This is a genomic window from Granulicella sp. S156 (assembly GCF_009766105.1).
Classification (GTDB): Bacteria; Acidobacteriota; Terriglobia; order Terriglobales; family Acidobacteriaceae; genus Granulicella.
The window spans coordinates 99,545-117,002 of record NZ_LMUH01000022.1 but is presented as its reverse complement, the minus strand read 5'-3'; the positions used below and the strand labels follow the sequence as shown (position 1 = coordinate 117,002).

Below are 17,458 nucleotides of genomic sequence, written 5' to 3'. Positions count from 1 at the left end.
CAGAGCCGGAATTGACCATGAAAGCGACCGACCCGAAGGGCGTGCTCCAGAAGAACATGAAGATGTTTGTGTTTCTTGGGGCCTGCGCCCTGGTGATTCTTGCCGCCATCTTCAGCTCTGCTGGCAAGAAATCCTCAACCCAGGCGGCGTCCAAGAACCAGCCTCCGCAACCGATGTTGCAGGACAACACGGATAACAATGTCGCAGACCTGAAGACTCAGCTTGAGGCCGAGAAGGAAAAGGAGCAGCAGGCCACGCTTGCGGCTACGGCCGCAGGCGACCCCGCCCTGAAGAACGCCACGCCTGCCCAGCAGGCGGCGGCAGCGGGATATACGCCAAGCGGCCTTCCTGTAGGCTGCGTTCCCGGTCACCCATGCGGCCCAAACGGCTACCCCCAGCAGCCGGGCGGCGCAAACGCGCTTTCCCCGGCGCAGCAGGAGGAGCAGCAGATCGCCGCGAAGGACCGGGAGCGCGCCTACAACGCTCGATTCTCCTCGAATCTGGCGTACAGCCGTCCGCTGGACCCGCCGCAGGGCCAAATTACTCCGGCTGGCTCTCAGGCCAGGAATCCCAACTCGCTTCCTGTCGGCGACTCCACCATGATTGCTTCCCGCGCAGCGGGTGAGCAACCGCAAGCGCAGGCGGCGCAGGCTCCGAAGCGAGCGCCAGAAGTCAACATAGATTCGGCATCCGGCCAGCCGTATGTTCTCTATGAGGGGACAACCCTCGACACTGTGTTGATGAACCGGCTTGACGGCGATGCCGTCGGCGCCGTCAAGGTACTCGTCTCGAATCCCGTTTACTCGCATGACCACCAGCACGTCATCATTCCCGATGGAACGATCGTGCTGGGCGAGGCCAAGAAAATCGGTGCGTCCGGCTTTGGGCAGCAGCGCCGGATGGCAGTTGCCTTCCACCGGATGATTATGCCGGATGGTTACTCCGTCGATCTTGACCAGTTCCACGGCCTCGACCAGATCGGCGAAGAGGGCTTGAAAGACAAGGTGAACAATCACTACCTCGAAATTTTCGGGGCTTCAGTTGCTTTGGGTGTGATCGCCGGAGCGGGAGAGATTACCCAGGGTGGCGGCGTGATTTCCACGAGCGGTTCTCAGGCATTTACTACGGGAGCCGCAGGCAGCGTGTCGCAGTCGGCAACCTCCATCCTTGATCGTTTCATCCAAATACCACCGACCATCACCATCCGCGAGGGACATCGAGTGAAGGTCTACTTCACGCAGGATATGTTGTTGCCTGCGTATACCAATCACACCATCCCGCAAACCTTCTGAGGAGTTTCTATGCGCCGTTTCCTCACACTTTCTATCTTGTTCTGTGTCGCCCTTGCCGGCTGCGAGAGTAAGCAGGCAAAGATCGACAAGCTAGAGGCCCAATACAAGCCACTCAACACGCAATACAACAAGGACTGCATCGCTCCAGCCTTCGGAGCAAAAGGTGCCGAGTCTTATTTAAAAGGTGAGGCACCGAAGGTTCCAACACCGCAGGAGGAGGCCGCTCACAATCAAAAGTGTGCCCAAGAGCTTCAACAAGTAACAGCTCTTGAGCAGCAGATCGAAGCACTCCAGAAGTAACGGCTCAGATCAAGAGCAAATCATCAATCCACCCACACTCAGCCACAGGAGGCAGAGCCATGAAGCATTCTTTTCTTAAAATCGCGTTGACCGTCTCGATTGCGGCTCCGGTTGCAGCACACGCCCAGTTCGGCTCCGGTGTCGTTTTTGACCCAACCCAATCTGCCCACGCTGTCCAGCAGATCGAACAAGGGCAAAATATCTTTACCAATTCCGTAAAGCTGGCCGACAACGCCATTGCGACTTACAACCTTGCCCACCAGATGGCTATGTCTCCGCAAAGCCTCTATCAGCCGTTCATGTCCTTTTCATCGGTCTGGATGATGGTCAATCAGGCCGCCAATACCTACGGCAACTCCCAGCCGTGGACCAACTCGGCCAATACTGGCGTGAACGCGTCGTATGCCTACCAACAGGCATCGGTTCCGCGAACGGGCCAATTGAACGGTTACGGGAATCTCAGCCTCTCCGGCCGACAGCAGATCGCAGCCCAGGGAGCGACCTCTGACATCAACGACTCGGTGACAGCGAGCAATCTACAGACGCTCGGAACCATCCGCGCTAACTCCCAACAACGGCAGGCCGATATCAACGCGCTCGCTGCGGCATCCAACTCCACCGACCCCACCCAACAAACGGAACTGGCGACCCTGCAGCGGATCAATCGTGCGCTCATTTTGCAGCTGATGGCTCAGCAGGAGGCCAACCAGATTAGCCAGGCGAATACCTTGCAGCAGATCGTCTCGCAGAAGCAGCAGCAGGACGCACTCAAGGCGACGTTCCAGCAGGCCAATCAGTTCCAGTCCGGCTATAACGCCGTCGCGCCGTCGTATGCCGGAGCCGCCGCAGCTATGCGGTACTAACCACACCCGAGAGCGAGGCAAAATATGGATCTCCTGAATTGGATTACCCAAGCGTGCAGTTCACTGACAAGCACCGTCTCTCCATCTGTGGACGCAATGGGAGTGCATATCTGTGTCGCTCTCGCCACCATCATGCTCGTGTGGTTCGGTGTGCAAGAGGCGCTTGCCTCCGCGCAAGGTGGCCCAGGATTCAGCATGGGCAAGTTTCTGAGTTTCTTTATGCTCATTACCTTCGCCTACACGATGGTCAAGTTCTACGATTCCAGCATCCCCGGCATCGGGTACTCGCTCAAAGGTTTCATTAATGGCGGCGCTCAATATCTAGTGAATCAAATCGGGACCGACAGCGCGACCAACATCTTGAACACATTACAGCAGGCTCAAACGAACGAAGGGCCGGGAATGATGTCCACGGTGGCGAATCCATATAACGCCATCATCTACGCGCTGATACAGGTACTCATTGCCGGTCTCTCCGCGCTTATTAGCGTCATCATCGCTTACGGTGCAGTCGCCAGTACCATCGTCGGGATGCTCGGGCCGATCTTCATTCCGTTCCTTGTCTTCGACAAGTTGGACTTCTTATTTTGGGGCTGGCTTCGCGCCTTTCTTGGCTTCTCTTTCTACAAGGTTGTGGCTGCTGCGACTTTGAGCATCCTGTCGCAATTGCTGGCGCATTACTACGCCATCATGTCGGGATTCGTCGATCCGGGGCAGATGGTCAAGCAGCTCCCCATGCTGATTCTCTTGGTCCTCGTCAACGGCTTCATCCTGCTCAAGATTCCGGCCATGACGGCAACCATCTTCTCGGGACACACGGGCGGACATGACGCGGGCACAGGTGTCATTACAGGTCTTGCGACGACGGCAGCAACAGCCGCCCTAATGGGCTGAGGAGCAGAGCGATGACGACAGCAACGGAAAAGGCACCACCCGAGATAACCCGCGCGGCGGAACGCTACCTCGAACAGTACGGCGACCCGTTAGTGATGAACACATATCTCAAGGTCACAATCCTGTGCCTTGTGGCCGTCTGCCTCGCACTCGCCGCGCTCGTCTACAAGAGCCAGAAGGCACTTATCAATGCGCACCCGTTAATTGTCCGTATCAACGATGTTGGCCGGGCCGAAGCGATCGACTACCGCAACTTCCAATACCGTCCCCAGGAGGCGGAGAACAAGTATTACCTCTCTCGCTGGGCGGAGCTGTACTTCAGCCGCAATCGCTTCACCATCGAGCGCGATCAGACCAATGCTCTCTACTTCCTCAACAGCGACGTGCAACGTGCCGTGATCGAGCAGGAGAGGAAGGACAACATTATCCTCACCTATCGGAACGACAGCACCCTTCCGTATGTGGATGTGGAGATCAAAAACGTGGTGCTTGACGATCTTCGATTGTCCCCATATTCGGCGCGGATCGAGTTTGAAAAGGTGTACACGAACCCAGCGGATCATACCGAACTCAAGCGGGAACGATGGACGGCCAGTGTGACCTACGTTTTCCGCGAGAACGTGAAGAACAATGAGCTGGCCGTGAACCCTCTTGGATTGACCATCGTGCGCTTCCGGGCCGACCAAGCGTTCGACTAAGGATGTATCGACGATCCAGAGGCTTTCCATGTCCCTTCATGCTGTCAACCCGGCTGCTTTCTACTCCCTGTCCCCGTGCATGATTGAGCGGGCTGTCGTGAGCGCCCAGACCTGCAACGGCGGTGGCGAATCGTGCGCCTCTTGCGAAGGACATGCCAACTCGAATCGAGCTGCGTTTGTGGCGAACTTCCGCAGCCTGAGTGGGGATGAGAACTTTGCTCCCTCATGTGTCTGCCGGTATGTATCCCGTCTTATGCTCGGTCACTGCTTCGGGGCCTATCCGGCGCCCTGCGGCAGCTCGCTCTTCTGCTTCGGCTTCGCCGCCCTACGGGTTACGGTTTCCGTACCGGACCCTCCGTAAATGCAGAGCTTCGGCACTTGGGAGCCGGGCCCTCTCGCTTGGCTCCGCCCGGTGTGACCCGAGCAAGATCGGGAAATTCAACAAACGGAGACACGACCATGTATGAGAACAAAGTAACCCTCATCGGCTTCCTCGGCAACGACGCAGAAGTTCGCACCACCAACAACCGCAGCTTCACAGTTCTCTCGCTGGCAACCAAGTCCTCCTACAAGAAGGACGGCAAGTATATCTCGCACACCGAATGGCACCGTTGCGTGGTCTTCGGCAAGCTCTCTGAGTTCGCTGGCACGCTTAAGAAGGGCGCACATATCCAGGTCGAGGGCGAGTTGCGCAGCCGGGAGTATGACAGCAAGAAGACCGACTCAAAGCAGCGCATCTGGGAGGTGCGGGTCGATTCGATCCTGAAGCTCGACCGCGCCGAGAAGGCCGCCCCCGAGGAGCAGGAACAGGACGAGTTCAACCAGGAGGACGAGGCCGCATAAGCCTCTTTCTCTTTTCCCACGGAAGCCCGGCTAACCCGCTGGGCTTCCATCGCTGTGAGGCCCCGCTATGAGTTTCGAGTTGATCCTTCCATTCCTTCGCCCCATTGAGCCGCTGTTGCTCGACGACAGTATCAGCGAGATCATGGGCAATCCCGATTCGTCATGGTGGTACGAACGGGACGGGATCATGCGTCGGGAAGAGACTGTTTGCTTCGACGCCGGCAGGCTCCGTACCGGCCTCGAAGTCATTGCCAACCAGCTCGGCAAACATCTGGACGAAGACAACCCCGTACTGCACGCGCAGCTCCCTGACGGGAGCCGCCTCGCAGCGGTCATTCCTCCGGTCGTGCGGCCTTCGCCCGCACTTGTGATTCGGAAGTTTCCCAGCCACCATTACACCGTGGATGACCTTATCGCTCGCGGCACGCTGACGCAGCCGCTCGCTGACCTATTGGCCGCACAGATCGCGGCTGGAAAGACAGTGCTTATCAGTGGCGGAACATCGACTGGAAAGACAACTGTCCTCCGCGTTCTGGCGAACGCCATCCCCGAAGATCAGCGCATCGTCGTTATCGAAGACACCTCCGAATTGCATATCAAGAAGCCGAACATGCTGGCCGTCGAGTGCCAGACCGATACGTTCAAGGCCAACGTCACTTTCGACGATCTTCTCAAGTCCGCTCTCCGCTGGAGACCGGACAAGATCATCCTTGGCGAGGTGCGCGGAATCGAGGCGCGGACGCTGCTCGATTCGCTTAACACCGGCCATGCCGGTTCGCTGGCTACGATCCATGCCAATTCCGCCGAAAAGGCCCTGCATCGCTTCGCCAATCTCGTCATGCGCAACCATGCCCAATCGACCTTCGTTGACACGGAAGCTGAGATTGCCGAGGCCGTCGATTTCATCGTGCATGTCGAGCGGCTTCCGGGCCGCCGCGTCATCCGCGAAGTGCTCGCTCTTCGCGGCTACGACCGTGATGCCAAACGCTTCCAGATCGAGTCCGTTTTCGCCAGTGAATCAACACCCCAATCCCTCACCTAAAGGAGTACCAAGATGCCTCTACTTGAAATCAGCCAAAGCCGTCATATCAGCGCCTCAATTCGTCTCGATGAGACAACTGCGGCTCAGGTCGATCAGTACGCCGCTTTTATTCACGCATCGGCAGACGATGTTGTAGACAAAGCCCTCAACTACGTCTTTACCAAAGACCGCGATTTCCAGGACTTCCTCAAGACTTCGCAAGCCACCCAAGTTGCCTGCACCCTCCGTATCCGTAAAGCCCCGACCAATGGCACTGTAGCGCGCCCATCAAAGAAACCCAATGGGCGGGCAGATGCCGGGGTGGAGTCCACGGAAACTGTGCGGGCATTGAAGGCATGAACCTCCATGTAAATTCGTGGCGGGGTGGAAACGGTGCTACGCACCGGAAGCATGTTGACACTCCACCCCTCCGAGGGTCGTGCAGCGGTGCCACACGGATTCGTGAAGCAGCGCCAACGGGCACAAACACTTACCGGTACGGCGTATTCACCTGAAGACAGACGTATTCACGCGAATACGTGATTTGGAGGGCGAGATGTCATTACTCAGCGATGACGATATTGCGGAAGCTGCACAACGACGCGAGGTGTTCCGAGAGCGCAGCGTCTCCACTCGATTGACCCGCAAAGAGACTCGGAACCTGGATGCACTTGCAAAGAGTCGCGGCGTGCAGCGGGGTGAGCTGATACGCCAGCTTATCCGCGATGAACTTGGACGGGACGCGGGCACCTCTGCGGCCAGCACGGAGCTTACCGAGATCATGGGCATTCGTCTCATGCTGACCAACCTCTTCCGGCCACTCGCGACCGGCCAAAAGCTCACGCCCGAAGCCTTCGACAACATGGTTGCCGAGGTCAAAAAGCGCAAACGCAGCGTCGCCGAAGACGCGCTGCAAGACCTGGAGCGTGCATGATGAATACGCCAAGATGGGGCCGCAAAGAGACCATCATTTTCCCGCCGCATTCGCCCATCTACACCTACGGCGCGGTATTCTTCGCGCTGATACTGACCGGCATGTTCGTTTACCTCCGCTTCAGCAGAGGTCAGACTCCCCTGCAGCAGTTCTACACGCCCATTTACTTCCGTACAGCCGTGGGCGGTGTGTTCAACGGAAGCCACAAATATCAGTTGCTTTATGCCGCTGGCGTGAGCGCCGGAGCCGAACTTGCGTCCGAGTCTGACGTGAAGGATGGTGCGACTCTCGCCTCAGGCGGCCAGCATATTCCGCTGGCACTTTCTGCGGCGGCTGAAGCGCGGGGATTGGATATTCTCTATCGCGGCCCAGAGCAGAAATACATTGATAGCCGTCTCCACACATATCTCCAGAATGCCGTCTACGGGGGCGACCGGCTCCGTGACATCTACCAGCTTCCGCTCCTCTTCGGCTTCCTCTCGCTGCTCGCGCAGCTCCCATTCTCCATCCGCAAAGATATTCGCCGCCGCAAGGAATTGAAGTACGGGCGTCGGCTCAAAGGCCCTGTCCTGCTCACCCCCAGGCAGTTCAACAAGACGGTAAGCGGCGACGGCATCGGCTTCGTCACCACCGAGGCCAAAGAGATGATGCGGATACCGCTGCAGGCCGAATCGCAACACATCGAACTGATGGGCGATACCGGGGCCGGCAAGACGACACTCATCATGCAGGTGCTCCGCCAGATACAGAGCAGGGGTGATGCGGCCATCGTCTACGACCCGGCTTGCGAGTTCATCCAGAGGTTCTACGACAAGAAGCGAGAGGACATCGTGCTTAACCCATTGGACGAGCGGTGCCCTTATTGGGGACCGTCCGAAGAACTGCGCCGGAAGGCGGAAGCGAAGGCAATCGCGGCTTCGCTTTACCAGCCGACCAGCGATAAAAAGGGCGAGTTCTTTACGGAAACTCCGCAGAAGATATTTGCCCATCTCTTGACTTACGGGCCGAATCCGCAGCAGCTCGTGGAATGGCTGTCGAAGCCCGCAGAGATCGACCAGCGGGTACAGGGCACCGAGATGGAGGCCATGATTGCCAAGGGAGCGCAGCAGCAGCGCAACGGAGTTCTGGCCTCGCTGGGGTTGGTTGCGGACAGCCTTCGTATGCTGCCAACGAAGGAGCAGGCAAAAAACAGGGCATGGAGCGCGACCGAATGGTCCGCCAGTCGAAAGGGATGGATCTTTATTACGTCCAGCCCGACCGAGCGCGAGGCGCTGAGGCCGCTGCATAGCCTTTGGATCGACCTGCTCGTCATGCGGCTGCTGACCGCGCCGCAGGACAAACAGACTCCGGTATGGTTCGTTTTGGACGAGCTTGCCAGCCTGCAACGGCTGCCTCAACTCCATACCGCCATCACCGAAAACAGGAAGTCCAAGAACCCGCTCGTTCTGGGATTTCAGGGCAAAGCCCAGTTGGAAGTCATCTACGGACACCTCGCGGAAGTCATGCTCTCGCAGCCGGCCACCAAGATATTCCTCAAGACTACGGAGCCGAAGGCAGCCGAATGGGTATCGAATGCCATCGGCAAGGTTGAAATCGAGCGCATGAAGGAGACGCACTTCGACGGCTCGCGCTCAGGCAGGAACTTCGCCGTAGACCGGCAGATCGAACCGTTGGTAATGGACTCTGAAATCTCCGGCCTTGAGAACCGCCACGCGTTTCTCAAGCTGGGCAACAACGTCGCCCGCTTTCACTTCGAGTACATGGACGTGCCGCAGACCACACCGGCATTTCTACCGCGCAAGGTAGAGGGTGACGAACTGCGATTCGATCCACTGACGCTCATTCCGAAGGCATCGCCGGAAGTCAAACCGGCCCTCGACTTAGAGGCCGCAGTGCCTCCATCGCCGGAGGCAAAAACAACGGCTCCGCCGGTAGAGCCGCAGGCTGTCGCTGCAAAGAGTGACGAAGACCAAAAGGAACCGCACGAGCCAATGCAGCCGGAAGTCGCGGCGAGCGACCCTGAACCCGATGGCCCGGAAGCCAGCCATGAAGAGGATATTCCGGTGGCCGAGCCGCAGCCAATGCGTCTCTGAGATCGCCTCATGTTGACCATCTCCAAACCGCTCAGTTCCAGCCAGGCGCAGACCTATCACGCCAAGGAGTTCATGTCTGCCGAGCAGAACTATTGGAAGCAAGGCGACACAATCCTCGGTGAATGGCAGGGTCGGATGGCCGAGCGGTATGGACTTGCCGGGGCCATCGACGAGCAGCACTTCGCCCGTCTCAGCGAAGGCCAAAATCCGCTCACGGGAGAACAATTGGTGCGGCACCGCAGCGGCCAGGAGTACACGACCGCTGACGGAACCACCGTGAAGCCCGTCGAGCACCGCGCCGGTTGGGACGCCACATTTTCAGCGCCAAAGTCGGTATCGTTGACTGCTTTGGTAGGCGGCGATGACCGGGTCCGAGAGGCCCACCGGCAGGCGGTGTCAACCGCTCTCACGGAGTTGGAGCGGTACACTCAGGCGCGGATCGGCGGCAACCGCGCCGCCGAAACCACCGGGGAATTTGTCGCCGCTAAGTTCGAGCATGACACCGCCCGTCCAGTGGATGGCTATGCCGCGCCTCAACTCCACACTCACGCCGTCATCTTTAATATGACCGAACGAGCGGACGGCTCCACTCGCGCCATCCAGCCCCAGAGCTACTTCGACAGCCAGCAGTTTGCGACTGCGGTCTACCAATCCGAGCTGATGTATCGGCTATCTCAGTTGGGATATGAGATCACGCCGGGAAGAAGCGGAGCGCCCGAGATCAAGGGCTACACGCAGGAGTACCTCGACGCCTCCAGTCCGCGCAGCCAACAGATTCGCGAGTACCTCGAAAAGAGCGGATTTGCCGGGCCGGAGGCGGCTCAGATCGCCGCCCACTCCACTCGCGACAAGAAAGAGATTCACACTCCCTCCGAGGTACTGGCAGCCCACCGGCAGCTTGCGGCCGAGTTCGGCAACCAGGCGGATAAAGTCGTGTCTGAAGCGCAGGCGCGGGCGTCTGCTCAGGAGCAAACGCGCGTTCCGAATATCCCGGAACGGATTCAGGAAGCCGTCACGTTCGCCAAGAGCCGCAACTTCGAGCGCGAGGCTGTCACCGATGAACGAGACATCATGCGCGATGCATTGCGGCGCGGCATGGGAGACCTTACTTACAGCCAGGTACGCGACAATTTCGAGCAACGGCAGGCTATTGGAGAGTTTCAACGCGCACCCGGCCACAAGCACGACACCGGGCGGCAATTCACGACCCGCGAGGCCATTGCCGAGGAGCTTGCGACCATCAAGCACATGAGGCAGGGCCAGTCCACAGTCGAACCGATCATGCGGCAGGAGAACGCCGCCGACCACGCTGGCACCCGCGAGTTCCTGAATCCAGCACAACAAAGAGCCATAGAAGAGGTGCTCACCTCCCAGGACCGGATACATGGCCTGCAGGGCTTGGCAGGCAGTGGCAAAACCACGACCCTTGAGGCCATCCGCGAGGGCGCGGAGCGGAACGGATACGCTGTTGAGGGCTTCGCTCCCACAAGTCGAGCCGCCGGCCAGCTCCGCGACGCCGGAATTCAGGCCGACACCTTGCAAGGTTTCCTGTCTCGCGGAGGCGTGGAGCGCAGTGCGGGAGACCCGAACGCCCGACACCTTTATATGCTCGACGAGTCCAGTCTCGCCAGCACCCGGCAGATGCAATCGTTTCTCGAAAAGATTGGGCCGCAAGACCGGGTTTTGCTCGTTGGCGATACCCGGCAGCACCAGGGCGTTGATGCCGGAAAACCGTTCGAGCAGATGCAGGAGGCCGGAATGCGGACATCGCAGCTTGACCAAATCGTCCGTCAGAAAGACCCGGAGTTGCTACGCGCCGTCGAACATCTTTCTCGCAACGAGACGGCCACCGGCATTCAACTTCTTCAGCAGCAGGGCCGCATTACCGAAATTCCCGACTCGCAGCAACGCATCGAGGCTATCGCCAAGGATTATGTCGCACGCCCGGAAAACACACTGGTTGTCTCGCCCGACAACGCCAGTCGCCGTGACATCAATGATGCCATTCGCGCCGAGTTGCAGGGCAGCGGCGCGCTATCCAAAGACAATCACGCGATGACCGTTCTTACCCAGCGTTCGGAACTGACCAGCGCCGACCGCAACTGGGCCGCCCTCTACCAGCCCGCCGACGTTCTTTACTACACCCGAGGGAGCAAAGAGCTTGGCATTGAGCGCGGCACCTACGCTACTGTCGTCTCCACAGACCCCAAAGCGAACCAACTCACAGTCGAACGGGAAGACGGCCAGCACGTCACCTACGACCCCAAGCGGCTGCATGGCATCGCCGCCTACCGGGAAATCGCCAGAGACTTTGCCGAAGGCGACCGACTCCAGTTCACCGTCAGCAAGCCCGACATGGAAATCAGGAACCGCGATTTGGGCACCGTGGAACGCATCGACGGCACCAACATGACTGTCCGCATGGATGGCGACAAGGCCCGGACGCTGACATTCGGCACCTCCGAGATGCGCCACTTCGACCACGGCTACGTCGTTACGTCGCACAGCTCGCAGGGGCTCACCACGGATCGCGTTCTCGTCAACATGGACACCAAAGCGCACCCCGAACTCATCAACACTCGCTTCGCATATGTGTCCGTTTCTCGCGCGTCCGAAGACGCGCGAATCTACACGAACGACGCAACGACGCTCGCCGAACGTCTCAGTACCGCCATCAGCAAAGCCTCCGCTGTCGAGGTCGCAAGACCGAACAGCGAAACACAAACTCACCAACCCCAATCGAAGGAGCAGACCATGACAAACACCAAAGAACTAACCCCCGAAGAGCAAAGAAGGCAGTTCCAACAGGAAACTCACGATCCTACTAACGACAAGGCGCCGTCTCGCTCTGACATCGACCAGCAGCATTATGCACCGCTTCACAATGCGTTGCCGAGCGATGCCTCTGGTTACGAGTGGAAGCGGGAGACCGGCGACATCCAGAGCTACCAGCACAACCAGACTGGCGGCTGGCTACATATTGACCAGCAAAGTCAGTTCTACGACCGCCATGCCCAGCCCATTGCGAAGGAGCACGCTTTAGAACACGCTGGGCATCTCACGCTTGCTGTCAGCGAAATCTCACAAGCTCAGTCCCTCACGAAAGGCTCCGTCGGCACCGACCAGGGATTGAGCTTGTGATTCACCGGCGCGCCCAACCACTTGAATGCCAGTTAGTAGAGAACAGCCGACTCACGGATTCTCGGACACAGGTGTGTCAAGTTTTGTCGCAAAAAAACTTGACAATATGGCGTAGGTGGGACAGAGTAAAAGAGATGCCGAAGGCCGCCAAAACCCGCAGCACCGCCAGCTCCATCCGCCTGCAGATTGAACGCGGTGGCGAGAAGTTGTGGCGTCACAATGACTTCCGAGATCAGCCTTTTCCCGCCGTTGCCCAGACGCTCTCACGTCTGACCCGCAACGGCACACTGGAGCGGCTGAGCAAAGGTGTCTACTATCGCCCCCGCTCGACTGCCTTCGGGCCGAGCCGCCCCAGCCCCACGGCAATCAAGAAACTGGCGGAGGGAACCAAGACGATCTTCCCATCCGGCACCGCCGCCGCCAATCTACTAGGTTTCAGCACGCAAACACCGCGGCGAAGCGAGTTGGCAACAAGTTCGCTCAGTCTCCCCAGGAAACTCATCGGCGCCGAGACCCGCGTTCATGCACGGAGGCCGGAAGCATGGAAGAGCCTGTCTGAGACAGAAGCAGCTCTCCTCGACTTTTTACGCAAGGGCGGTAGCACAAGCGAACTGTCTGCCGAACGCACCATTCAGAAGACCTTGGCACTACTGGCAAAGGATCGTCACCTTGAACGACTGCTCAAGGTGGCTGATTCGGAGCCGCCACGGGTTCGCGCTCTACTGGGCGCACTGGCGGAAGAGCTTGAACGAGATCCCGCCGCACGAGCGCGTCTCCGCGCCTCCTTGAATCCGCTCTCCCGGTTCGACTTTGGACAATTCACAGCCCTGACGCATGCGCGCGAGTGGCAGGCCAAAGAAAGGCCCAAAACGTGAGACTGTTTGAACATCCTGACTTCGATCAGGTGATCCTTCAGGCCGCAGAGCACTTTCAGCTCCGCCCAGGGATCATCGAAAAGGACTACTACGTCACCGAAGTGCTGCGTATCATCGCCGCTACGGCCGGCGACAAAGTTATTTTCAAAGGCGGAACCAGCCTGTCGAAAGGTTGGAACTTGATTCAGCGGTTTTCAGAGGACATTGACATCTTCCTCGACCCGCTCGCCTTCGAGCCGCCTCTCACCAAACGCGGCATCGACCGCGAACTAAAGAGCCTGCGCGATGCCGTGGCCGCGCATCCGGCTCTTCAGTTTGTTCCTGAGGAGAGCCAAACCATAGGAGGCTTCGGGCGCAATGACCGGTTCTCCTATCACCAGCTCCACGGCGGTCCCGGCGAAGTCGCCAGCCGCGTGCTCCTCGAAGCAGGAGCAGCCAGTGGACGAGAACCCACCGTGAGCGTAGAGCTTCGCTCTTATCTCGGTCAGTTTCTACGTGAAAAAGCAATCACGCTCGGGGCGGAAGACGAAAGCTCGTTCCCGATGCGCTTGCTCCATTTCAGGCGAACCTTCGTAGAGAAGATGTTTGCCATTCATAGTAAAGTTGAAATTCTCAAACGGGATGGACGTGCTCTCGGCACCTACGCTCGGCACTACTACGACCTGTTTCAACTTGCGTCCCGGCCCGAGATTTTAGAAATGCTGCAATCTGCCGAGTATGAGGAGATCAAGCAGGACTACGACCGCATCAGCCGCACACACTTTCCTGGCAGCTACTTCTACCCGGATCAAATGAGCTTTGCCAACAGCGACGCCCTCTTTGCGACCGGGGACCTTTCTGCGGCGATTGGCCGCGAATACAAGGGCCAGTGCGAGATTCTCTGTTTTGATTCCCACCCGTCATGGGAGATCGTGCAAGCTCGTTTTATGGAGCTTCGTAACCTGCTATAGAACAGGAATGGACTACAGCATTCGCCGTTGCTCCCGATTGGAAGCCGCACAAATGCAATAAGTTATCCTATGAGGTACACCCGATGCAGTATGCCACAAGATCGTTACCGACCACCAACAAGCTATTGGTCGAGATTGCAAGCCATCACCTATGAATTTGATTAAGTCCAAAAGGCGCGTGGCGGACCACGGAGAGGTGTTCACGCCTCAGTGGCTGGTCGAAAACATGCTTGATCTGGTGAAGGGCGAGACCGAGCGCATTGATTCCCGTTTCCTGGAGCCTGCGTGCGGTAGTGGGAATTTTCTGGTCCCCGTCTTGCGGCGCAAGCTGGCCGCCGTTGAGGCCAAGTTCGGCAAGTCCGACTTTGAGAGGCGACATTACGCCCTACTGGCTGTCATGTGCTGCTACGGAATTGAGCTTCTGGAAGACAATATCGCCGAGTGTCGCGCCAATATGCTGGAGGCCCTTGCCGACTACCTGAATGTCGATGAGACGGATGATCTCTACCCAGCTGCTTATTACGTGTTGTCGCAGAATCTCGTGCATGGTGACGCGCTGACGATGCGCATGGCAGACGGCCAACACATCATCTTTGCCGAGTGGGGCTACCTCGGTAAAGGAAAGTTCCAACGGCGAGACTTCCGCCTGGATGCCCTTACACAGATGTCTTCTTTCAGCCAGGAAGGCGCACTCTTCGCCCATCTCGGCAAGCATGAGGTGTTCACGCCTATTCAGGCGTATCCTCCGATGACGGCGCGTGAGCTTGCCTGTCCCCCTGTAGACGTATTCCTGAAGGAGCCCGCATGATCGAACAGGCTAGCTTTACGCTACGCGGGCGCAACCCAGACGTGCTGACCTGCATAGCCAATCTTTCCAACGACGAGGTGTTCACGCCGCCGGAGTTTGCGAACCGGATGCTCGACACGCTTGCCGAAGCCTGGGCGGCAAACAACGGGGGAGCGAACCTCTGGGCGGACAGTTCGGTCCGGTTTCTTGATCCGTTCACCAAATCAGGTGTGTTCCTGCGAGAGATCACAAGCCGACTGACCAAGGGCCTGGCGGCTCAGATTCCAGACTTGCAAAAGCGCGCCAATCACATCCTCACCCAGCAAGTGTTCGGGATTGCCATCACCGAACTCACCAGCCTGCTTGCACGGCGCAGCCTCTATTGCTCGAAGCAGGCAAACGGTCCGCACTCGATTGCTAAGGGTTTCACTAACGACGCGGGCAACATCTGGTTCGAGCGGATGGAACACTCATGGGCGAATGGCAAATGCAAATTCTGCGGGGCAAGCCAGCAGACGCTGGACCGCGGAGACGATCTCGAATCCCACGCCTATGCGTTCATCCACACCGACAACATCAGGACTCGATTGGCCGAAATCTTTGGAGGCGATATGCAGTTTGACGTGATTCTTGGCAACCCGCCATATCAGTTGGACGATGGCGGCTTCGGCACCAGCGCCGCGCCCATCTATCAGTTGTTCGTCCAACAGGCGAAAGCGCTCGAACCGCGCTATCTGTCAATGGTCATTCCCTCGCGCTGGTTCGCTGGTGGCAAAGGGCTGGATGAATTCAGAGACTCAATGCTCACCGACGAACGGCTGCGCTCGATTAACGACTATCTCAGCGCGGCGGATGTGTTTCCTGGGGTAGGCCTCAAGGGCGGAGTTTGCTACTTTCTTTGGGATCGGGACAATCCAGGGACCTGTCAGGTGACGACGCAATACAAGGATGAGGAGCCCTCAATAACAAGCCGCCAGCTCCTGGAAGAGGGTGTGGACGTATTCATTCGTTTCAACGAAGGGCTGGCGATCCTCAAGAAAGTGGTTGCCGTGGAAAGCAAGGGCGCGAAATCACTGTCACTGCCTGAAAGCAAGCGTTTTGAACGGCTCGTTAGCTCAAGAAAGCCATTTGGGTTAGATACGTCGTTCAAAGGAAAGATGGCCAAGGGTAAAGATGACATTCTGGTTTATCAGAACGGTGGAACGGGCTACATTCACAAGAACTCCATCGCAACAGGCCTTCCCCTCATAGATAAATGGAAAGTGTATGCGGGATATGCTGCACCAGGGACTGGTAATAAGGACACCTATCCGCACAGGATCATTAGCACACCATTCCTTGGGGAGCCAGGCACTATCTCGTCGGAAACCTACCTCTGCATTGGTCCTTTCGACACGAAGACTGAGGCTGAGAGCGTCTTGTCCTACCTCTCTTGCAGGTTGACGCGCCTGCTCATCCTCCTTCACAAGCCGTCCCAGCATGTTACGCGCAAGGTCTACACATTTGTTCCGACACAAAAATGGACGAAGCGGTGGACGGACAAACTGCTGTATGCGAAGTACGGCTTGACCGCGAGTGAGATCGCGTTCATTGAGAAACTTGTGCGCCCAATGAACCTCGATGGAGGTTCAGACAGCGGTGACGATGAGTAAGCCCACCATCGCGGAAATCTTGACGCCGAAGCCAGTGGCTCGGCCGCGAATCTACGCGTATTCGATTGACGACAAGGCGCACAAGGGGCTTCTCAAGATCGGGCAGACAACGCGCAATGTGAAGCAGCGCGTGGCGGAACAACTGAAGACCGCGGTGATCAAGAATTACAAGATCGAGTTGGACGAGCCAGCCGAACGTGATGACGGGACCATTTTTAGTGATCACGAGGTGCGCGACGCGCTCCGCAGGAAGAAGTTTGAGAACGCGCACCTGGAGTGGATGCGTTGCACGCTGCAAGACCTGAAGACTGTTCTGACCGAGCTGCGGACGGGGCAACACTTCACCGGCACACATCACGAAACCTTCAGAATGCGCCGTGAACAGGCTGAGGCTGTAGACAAAACCTACGATTATTTTCACTCGATCTGGTCTGAGAACAAGCAGGCCGTCCCCCGCTTTCTGTGGAACGCGAAGATGCGCTTCGGCAAGACGTTCACCGCCTACCAGCTAGCGAAGAAGCTGGGCACCAAGCGCGTGCTGGTGCTGACTTTCAAGCCTGCGGTGGAAGACGCATGGCAGACCGATCTCGAATCCCATGTTGATTTTGACGGATGGCACTATCTCTCCCGCAGCTCTGGCAGCGACCCTACAGAGATCGCCGACGACAAACCCGTGGTCTATTTCGGCTCGTTTCAGGACTTGCTTGGACGTGACGAGGCGGGAAATATCAAACCGAGGAACGAGTGGCTGCACGCGGTGAACTGGGACCTGGTCGTGTTTGATGAATACCATTTCGGTGCTTGGCGGGAGACCGCGAAGGAACTGTTTGAGGGTGAAGAAAAAGCCGTCGCCAAGAAAGAAGCAAACCTTGAATACGCTGCGGCGCTAGACGATGTGAATGAAGACTTTGAGGTGCTTTCGGAGCAGGAAACCGAGTTTCTACCGATCACGACCAGAGCCTATCTCTACCTCTCGGGGACACCATTCAAAGCTCTCGCTACAGGCGAGTTCATTGAGGAACAAATCTTCAACTGGACCTACACGGACGAACAGCGGGCTAAGCAACATTTCGCTGTCAAGAATCCCAGCAAATGGAATCCTTATGGCGGGTTGC

Annotated in this window: 17 protein-coding genes; all 17 read left to right on the top strand. The window is 57.8% G+C overall.

Annotation, left to right across the window (positions count from 1 at the left end; genetic code table 11):
• Positions 1-17: 17 nt before the first annotated feature.
• The gene (locus GSQ91_RS16255; RefSeq protein ID WP_158822813.1) at positions 18-1,292 is read left to right on the top strand and encodes a TrbI/VirB10 family protein; all 1,275 of its coding nucleotides are present in this window, start codon (positions 18-20) and stop codon (positions 1,290-1,292) included.
• A gap of 9 nt (positions 1,293-1,301) precedes the next feature.
• The gene (locus GSQ91_RS16250; RefSeq protein WP_158822812.1) at positions 1,302-1,592 is read left to right on the top strand and encodes a hypothetical protein; all 291 of its coding nucleotides are present in this window, start codon (positions 1,302-1,304) and stop codon (positions 1,590-1,592) included.
• Positions 1,593-1,651: 59 nt separating this feature from the next.
• Complete coding sequence (locus tag GSQ91_RS16245; protein WP_158822811.1) at positions 1,652-2,455, top strand: hypothetical protein; 804 nt, start codon at positions 1,652-1,654, stop codon at positions 2,453-2,455.
• Positions 2,456-2,479: 24 nt separating this feature from the next.
• Complete coding sequence (locus GSQ91_RS16240; RefSeq protein WP_158822810.1) at positions 2,480-3,349, top strand: type IV secretion system protein; 870 nt, start codon at positions 2,480-2,482, stop codon at positions 3,347-3,349.
• An 11-nt stretch (positions 3,350-3,360) separates the two neighbouring features.
• Entirely contained in the window at positions 3,361-4,047 is a 687-nt protein-coding gene (locus GSQ91_RS16235; protein WP_158822809.1) for a VirB8/TrbF family protein, read from the top strand.
• A gap of 28 nt (positions 4,048-4,075) precedes the next feature.
• Positions 4,076-4,408: a hypothetical protein gene (locus GSQ91_RS16230; RefSeq protein WP_158822808.1), complete on the top strand. Its 333-nt coding sequence runs from the start codon at positions 4,076-4,078 to the stop codon at positions 4,406-4,408.
• 98 nt (positions 4,409-4,506) lie between these two features.
• Entirely contained in the window at positions 4,507-4,890 is a 384-nt protein-coding gene (locus GSQ91_RS16225; protein ID WP_158822807.1) for a single-stranded DNA-binding protein, read from the top strand.
• Positions 4,891-4,957: 67 nt separating this feature from the next.
• Complete coding sequence (locus GSQ91_RS16220) at positions 4,958-5,932, top strand: CpaF family protein (protein WP_158822806.1); 975 nt, start codon at positions 4,958-4,960, stop codon at positions 5,930-5,932.
• Between the two features lie 12 nt (positions 5,933-5,944).
• A complete protein-coding gene (locus tag GSQ91_RS16215) occupies positions 5,945-6,271 on the top strand; it encodes a hypothetical protein (protein ID WP_254064636.1) in 327 nt (108 codons plus the stop codon).
• Between the two features lie 196 nt (positions 6,272-6,467).
• On the top strand, positions 6,468-6,845 hold the full coding sequence (locus tag GSQ91_RS16210) for a ribbon-helix-helix protein, CopG family (RefSeq protein WP_158822805.1): 378 nt from the start codon (positions 6,468-6,470) through the stop codon (positions 6,843-6,845).
• On the top strand, positions 6,842-8,938 hold the full coding sequence (locus tag GSQ91_RS16205; protein WP_371417119.1) for a type IV secretion system DNA-binding domain-containing protein: 2,097 nt from the start codon (positions 6,842-6,844) through the stop codon (positions 8,936-8,938). Before GSQ91_RS16210 ends, GSQ91_RS16205 begins: the two co-directional genes overlap by 4 nt.
• 9 nt (positions 8,939-8,947) lie before the next feature.
• Positions 8,948-12,079 (top strand): MobF family relaxase, encoded by a 3,132-nt coding sequence (gene mobF, locus GSQ91_RS16200; protein WP_158822804.1) that lies wholly within the window; start codon positions 8,948-8,950, stop codon positions 12,077-12,079.
• 134 nt (positions 12,080-12,213) lie between these two features.
• Positions 12,214-12,954 carry a DUF6088 family protein gene (locus GSQ91_RS16195; protein ID WP_158822803.1) on the top strand — a complete coding sequence of 247 codons (741 nt, stop codon included), beginning with the start codon at positions 12,214-12,216 and terminating at the stop codon, positions 12,952-12,954.
• The gene (locus GSQ91_RS16190; RefSeq protein ID WP_158822802.1) at positions 12,951-13,904 is read left to right on the top strand and encodes a nucleotidyl transferase AbiEii/AbiGii toxin family protein; all 954 of its coding nucleotides are present in this window, start codon (positions 12,951-12,953) and stop codon (positions 13,902-13,904) included. Before GSQ91_RS16195 ends, GSQ91_RS16190 begins: the two co-directional genes overlap by 4 nt.
• 151 nt (positions 13,905-14,055) lie before the next feature.
• Positions 14,056-14,712: an N-6 DNA methylase gene (locus tag GSQ91_RS16185; RefSeq protein ID WP_158822801.1), complete on the top strand. Its 657-nt coding sequence runs from the start codon at positions 14,056-14,058 to the stop codon at positions 14,710-14,712.
• Between the two features lie 107 nt (positions 14,713-14,819).
• Entirely contained in the window at positions 14,820-16,343 is a 1,524-nt protein-coding gene (locus tag GSQ91_RS16180; RefSeq protein WP_216845287.1) for an Eco57I restriction-modification methylase domain-containing protein, read from the top strand.
• A partial coding sequence (locus GSQ91_RS25735; RefSeq protein ID WP_216845285.1) for a GIY-YIG nuclease family protein occupies positions 16,336-17,458 on the top strand: 1,123 nt, incomplete at its 3' end. The genes GSQ91_RS16180 and GSQ91_RS25735, both read left to right, overlap by 8 nt.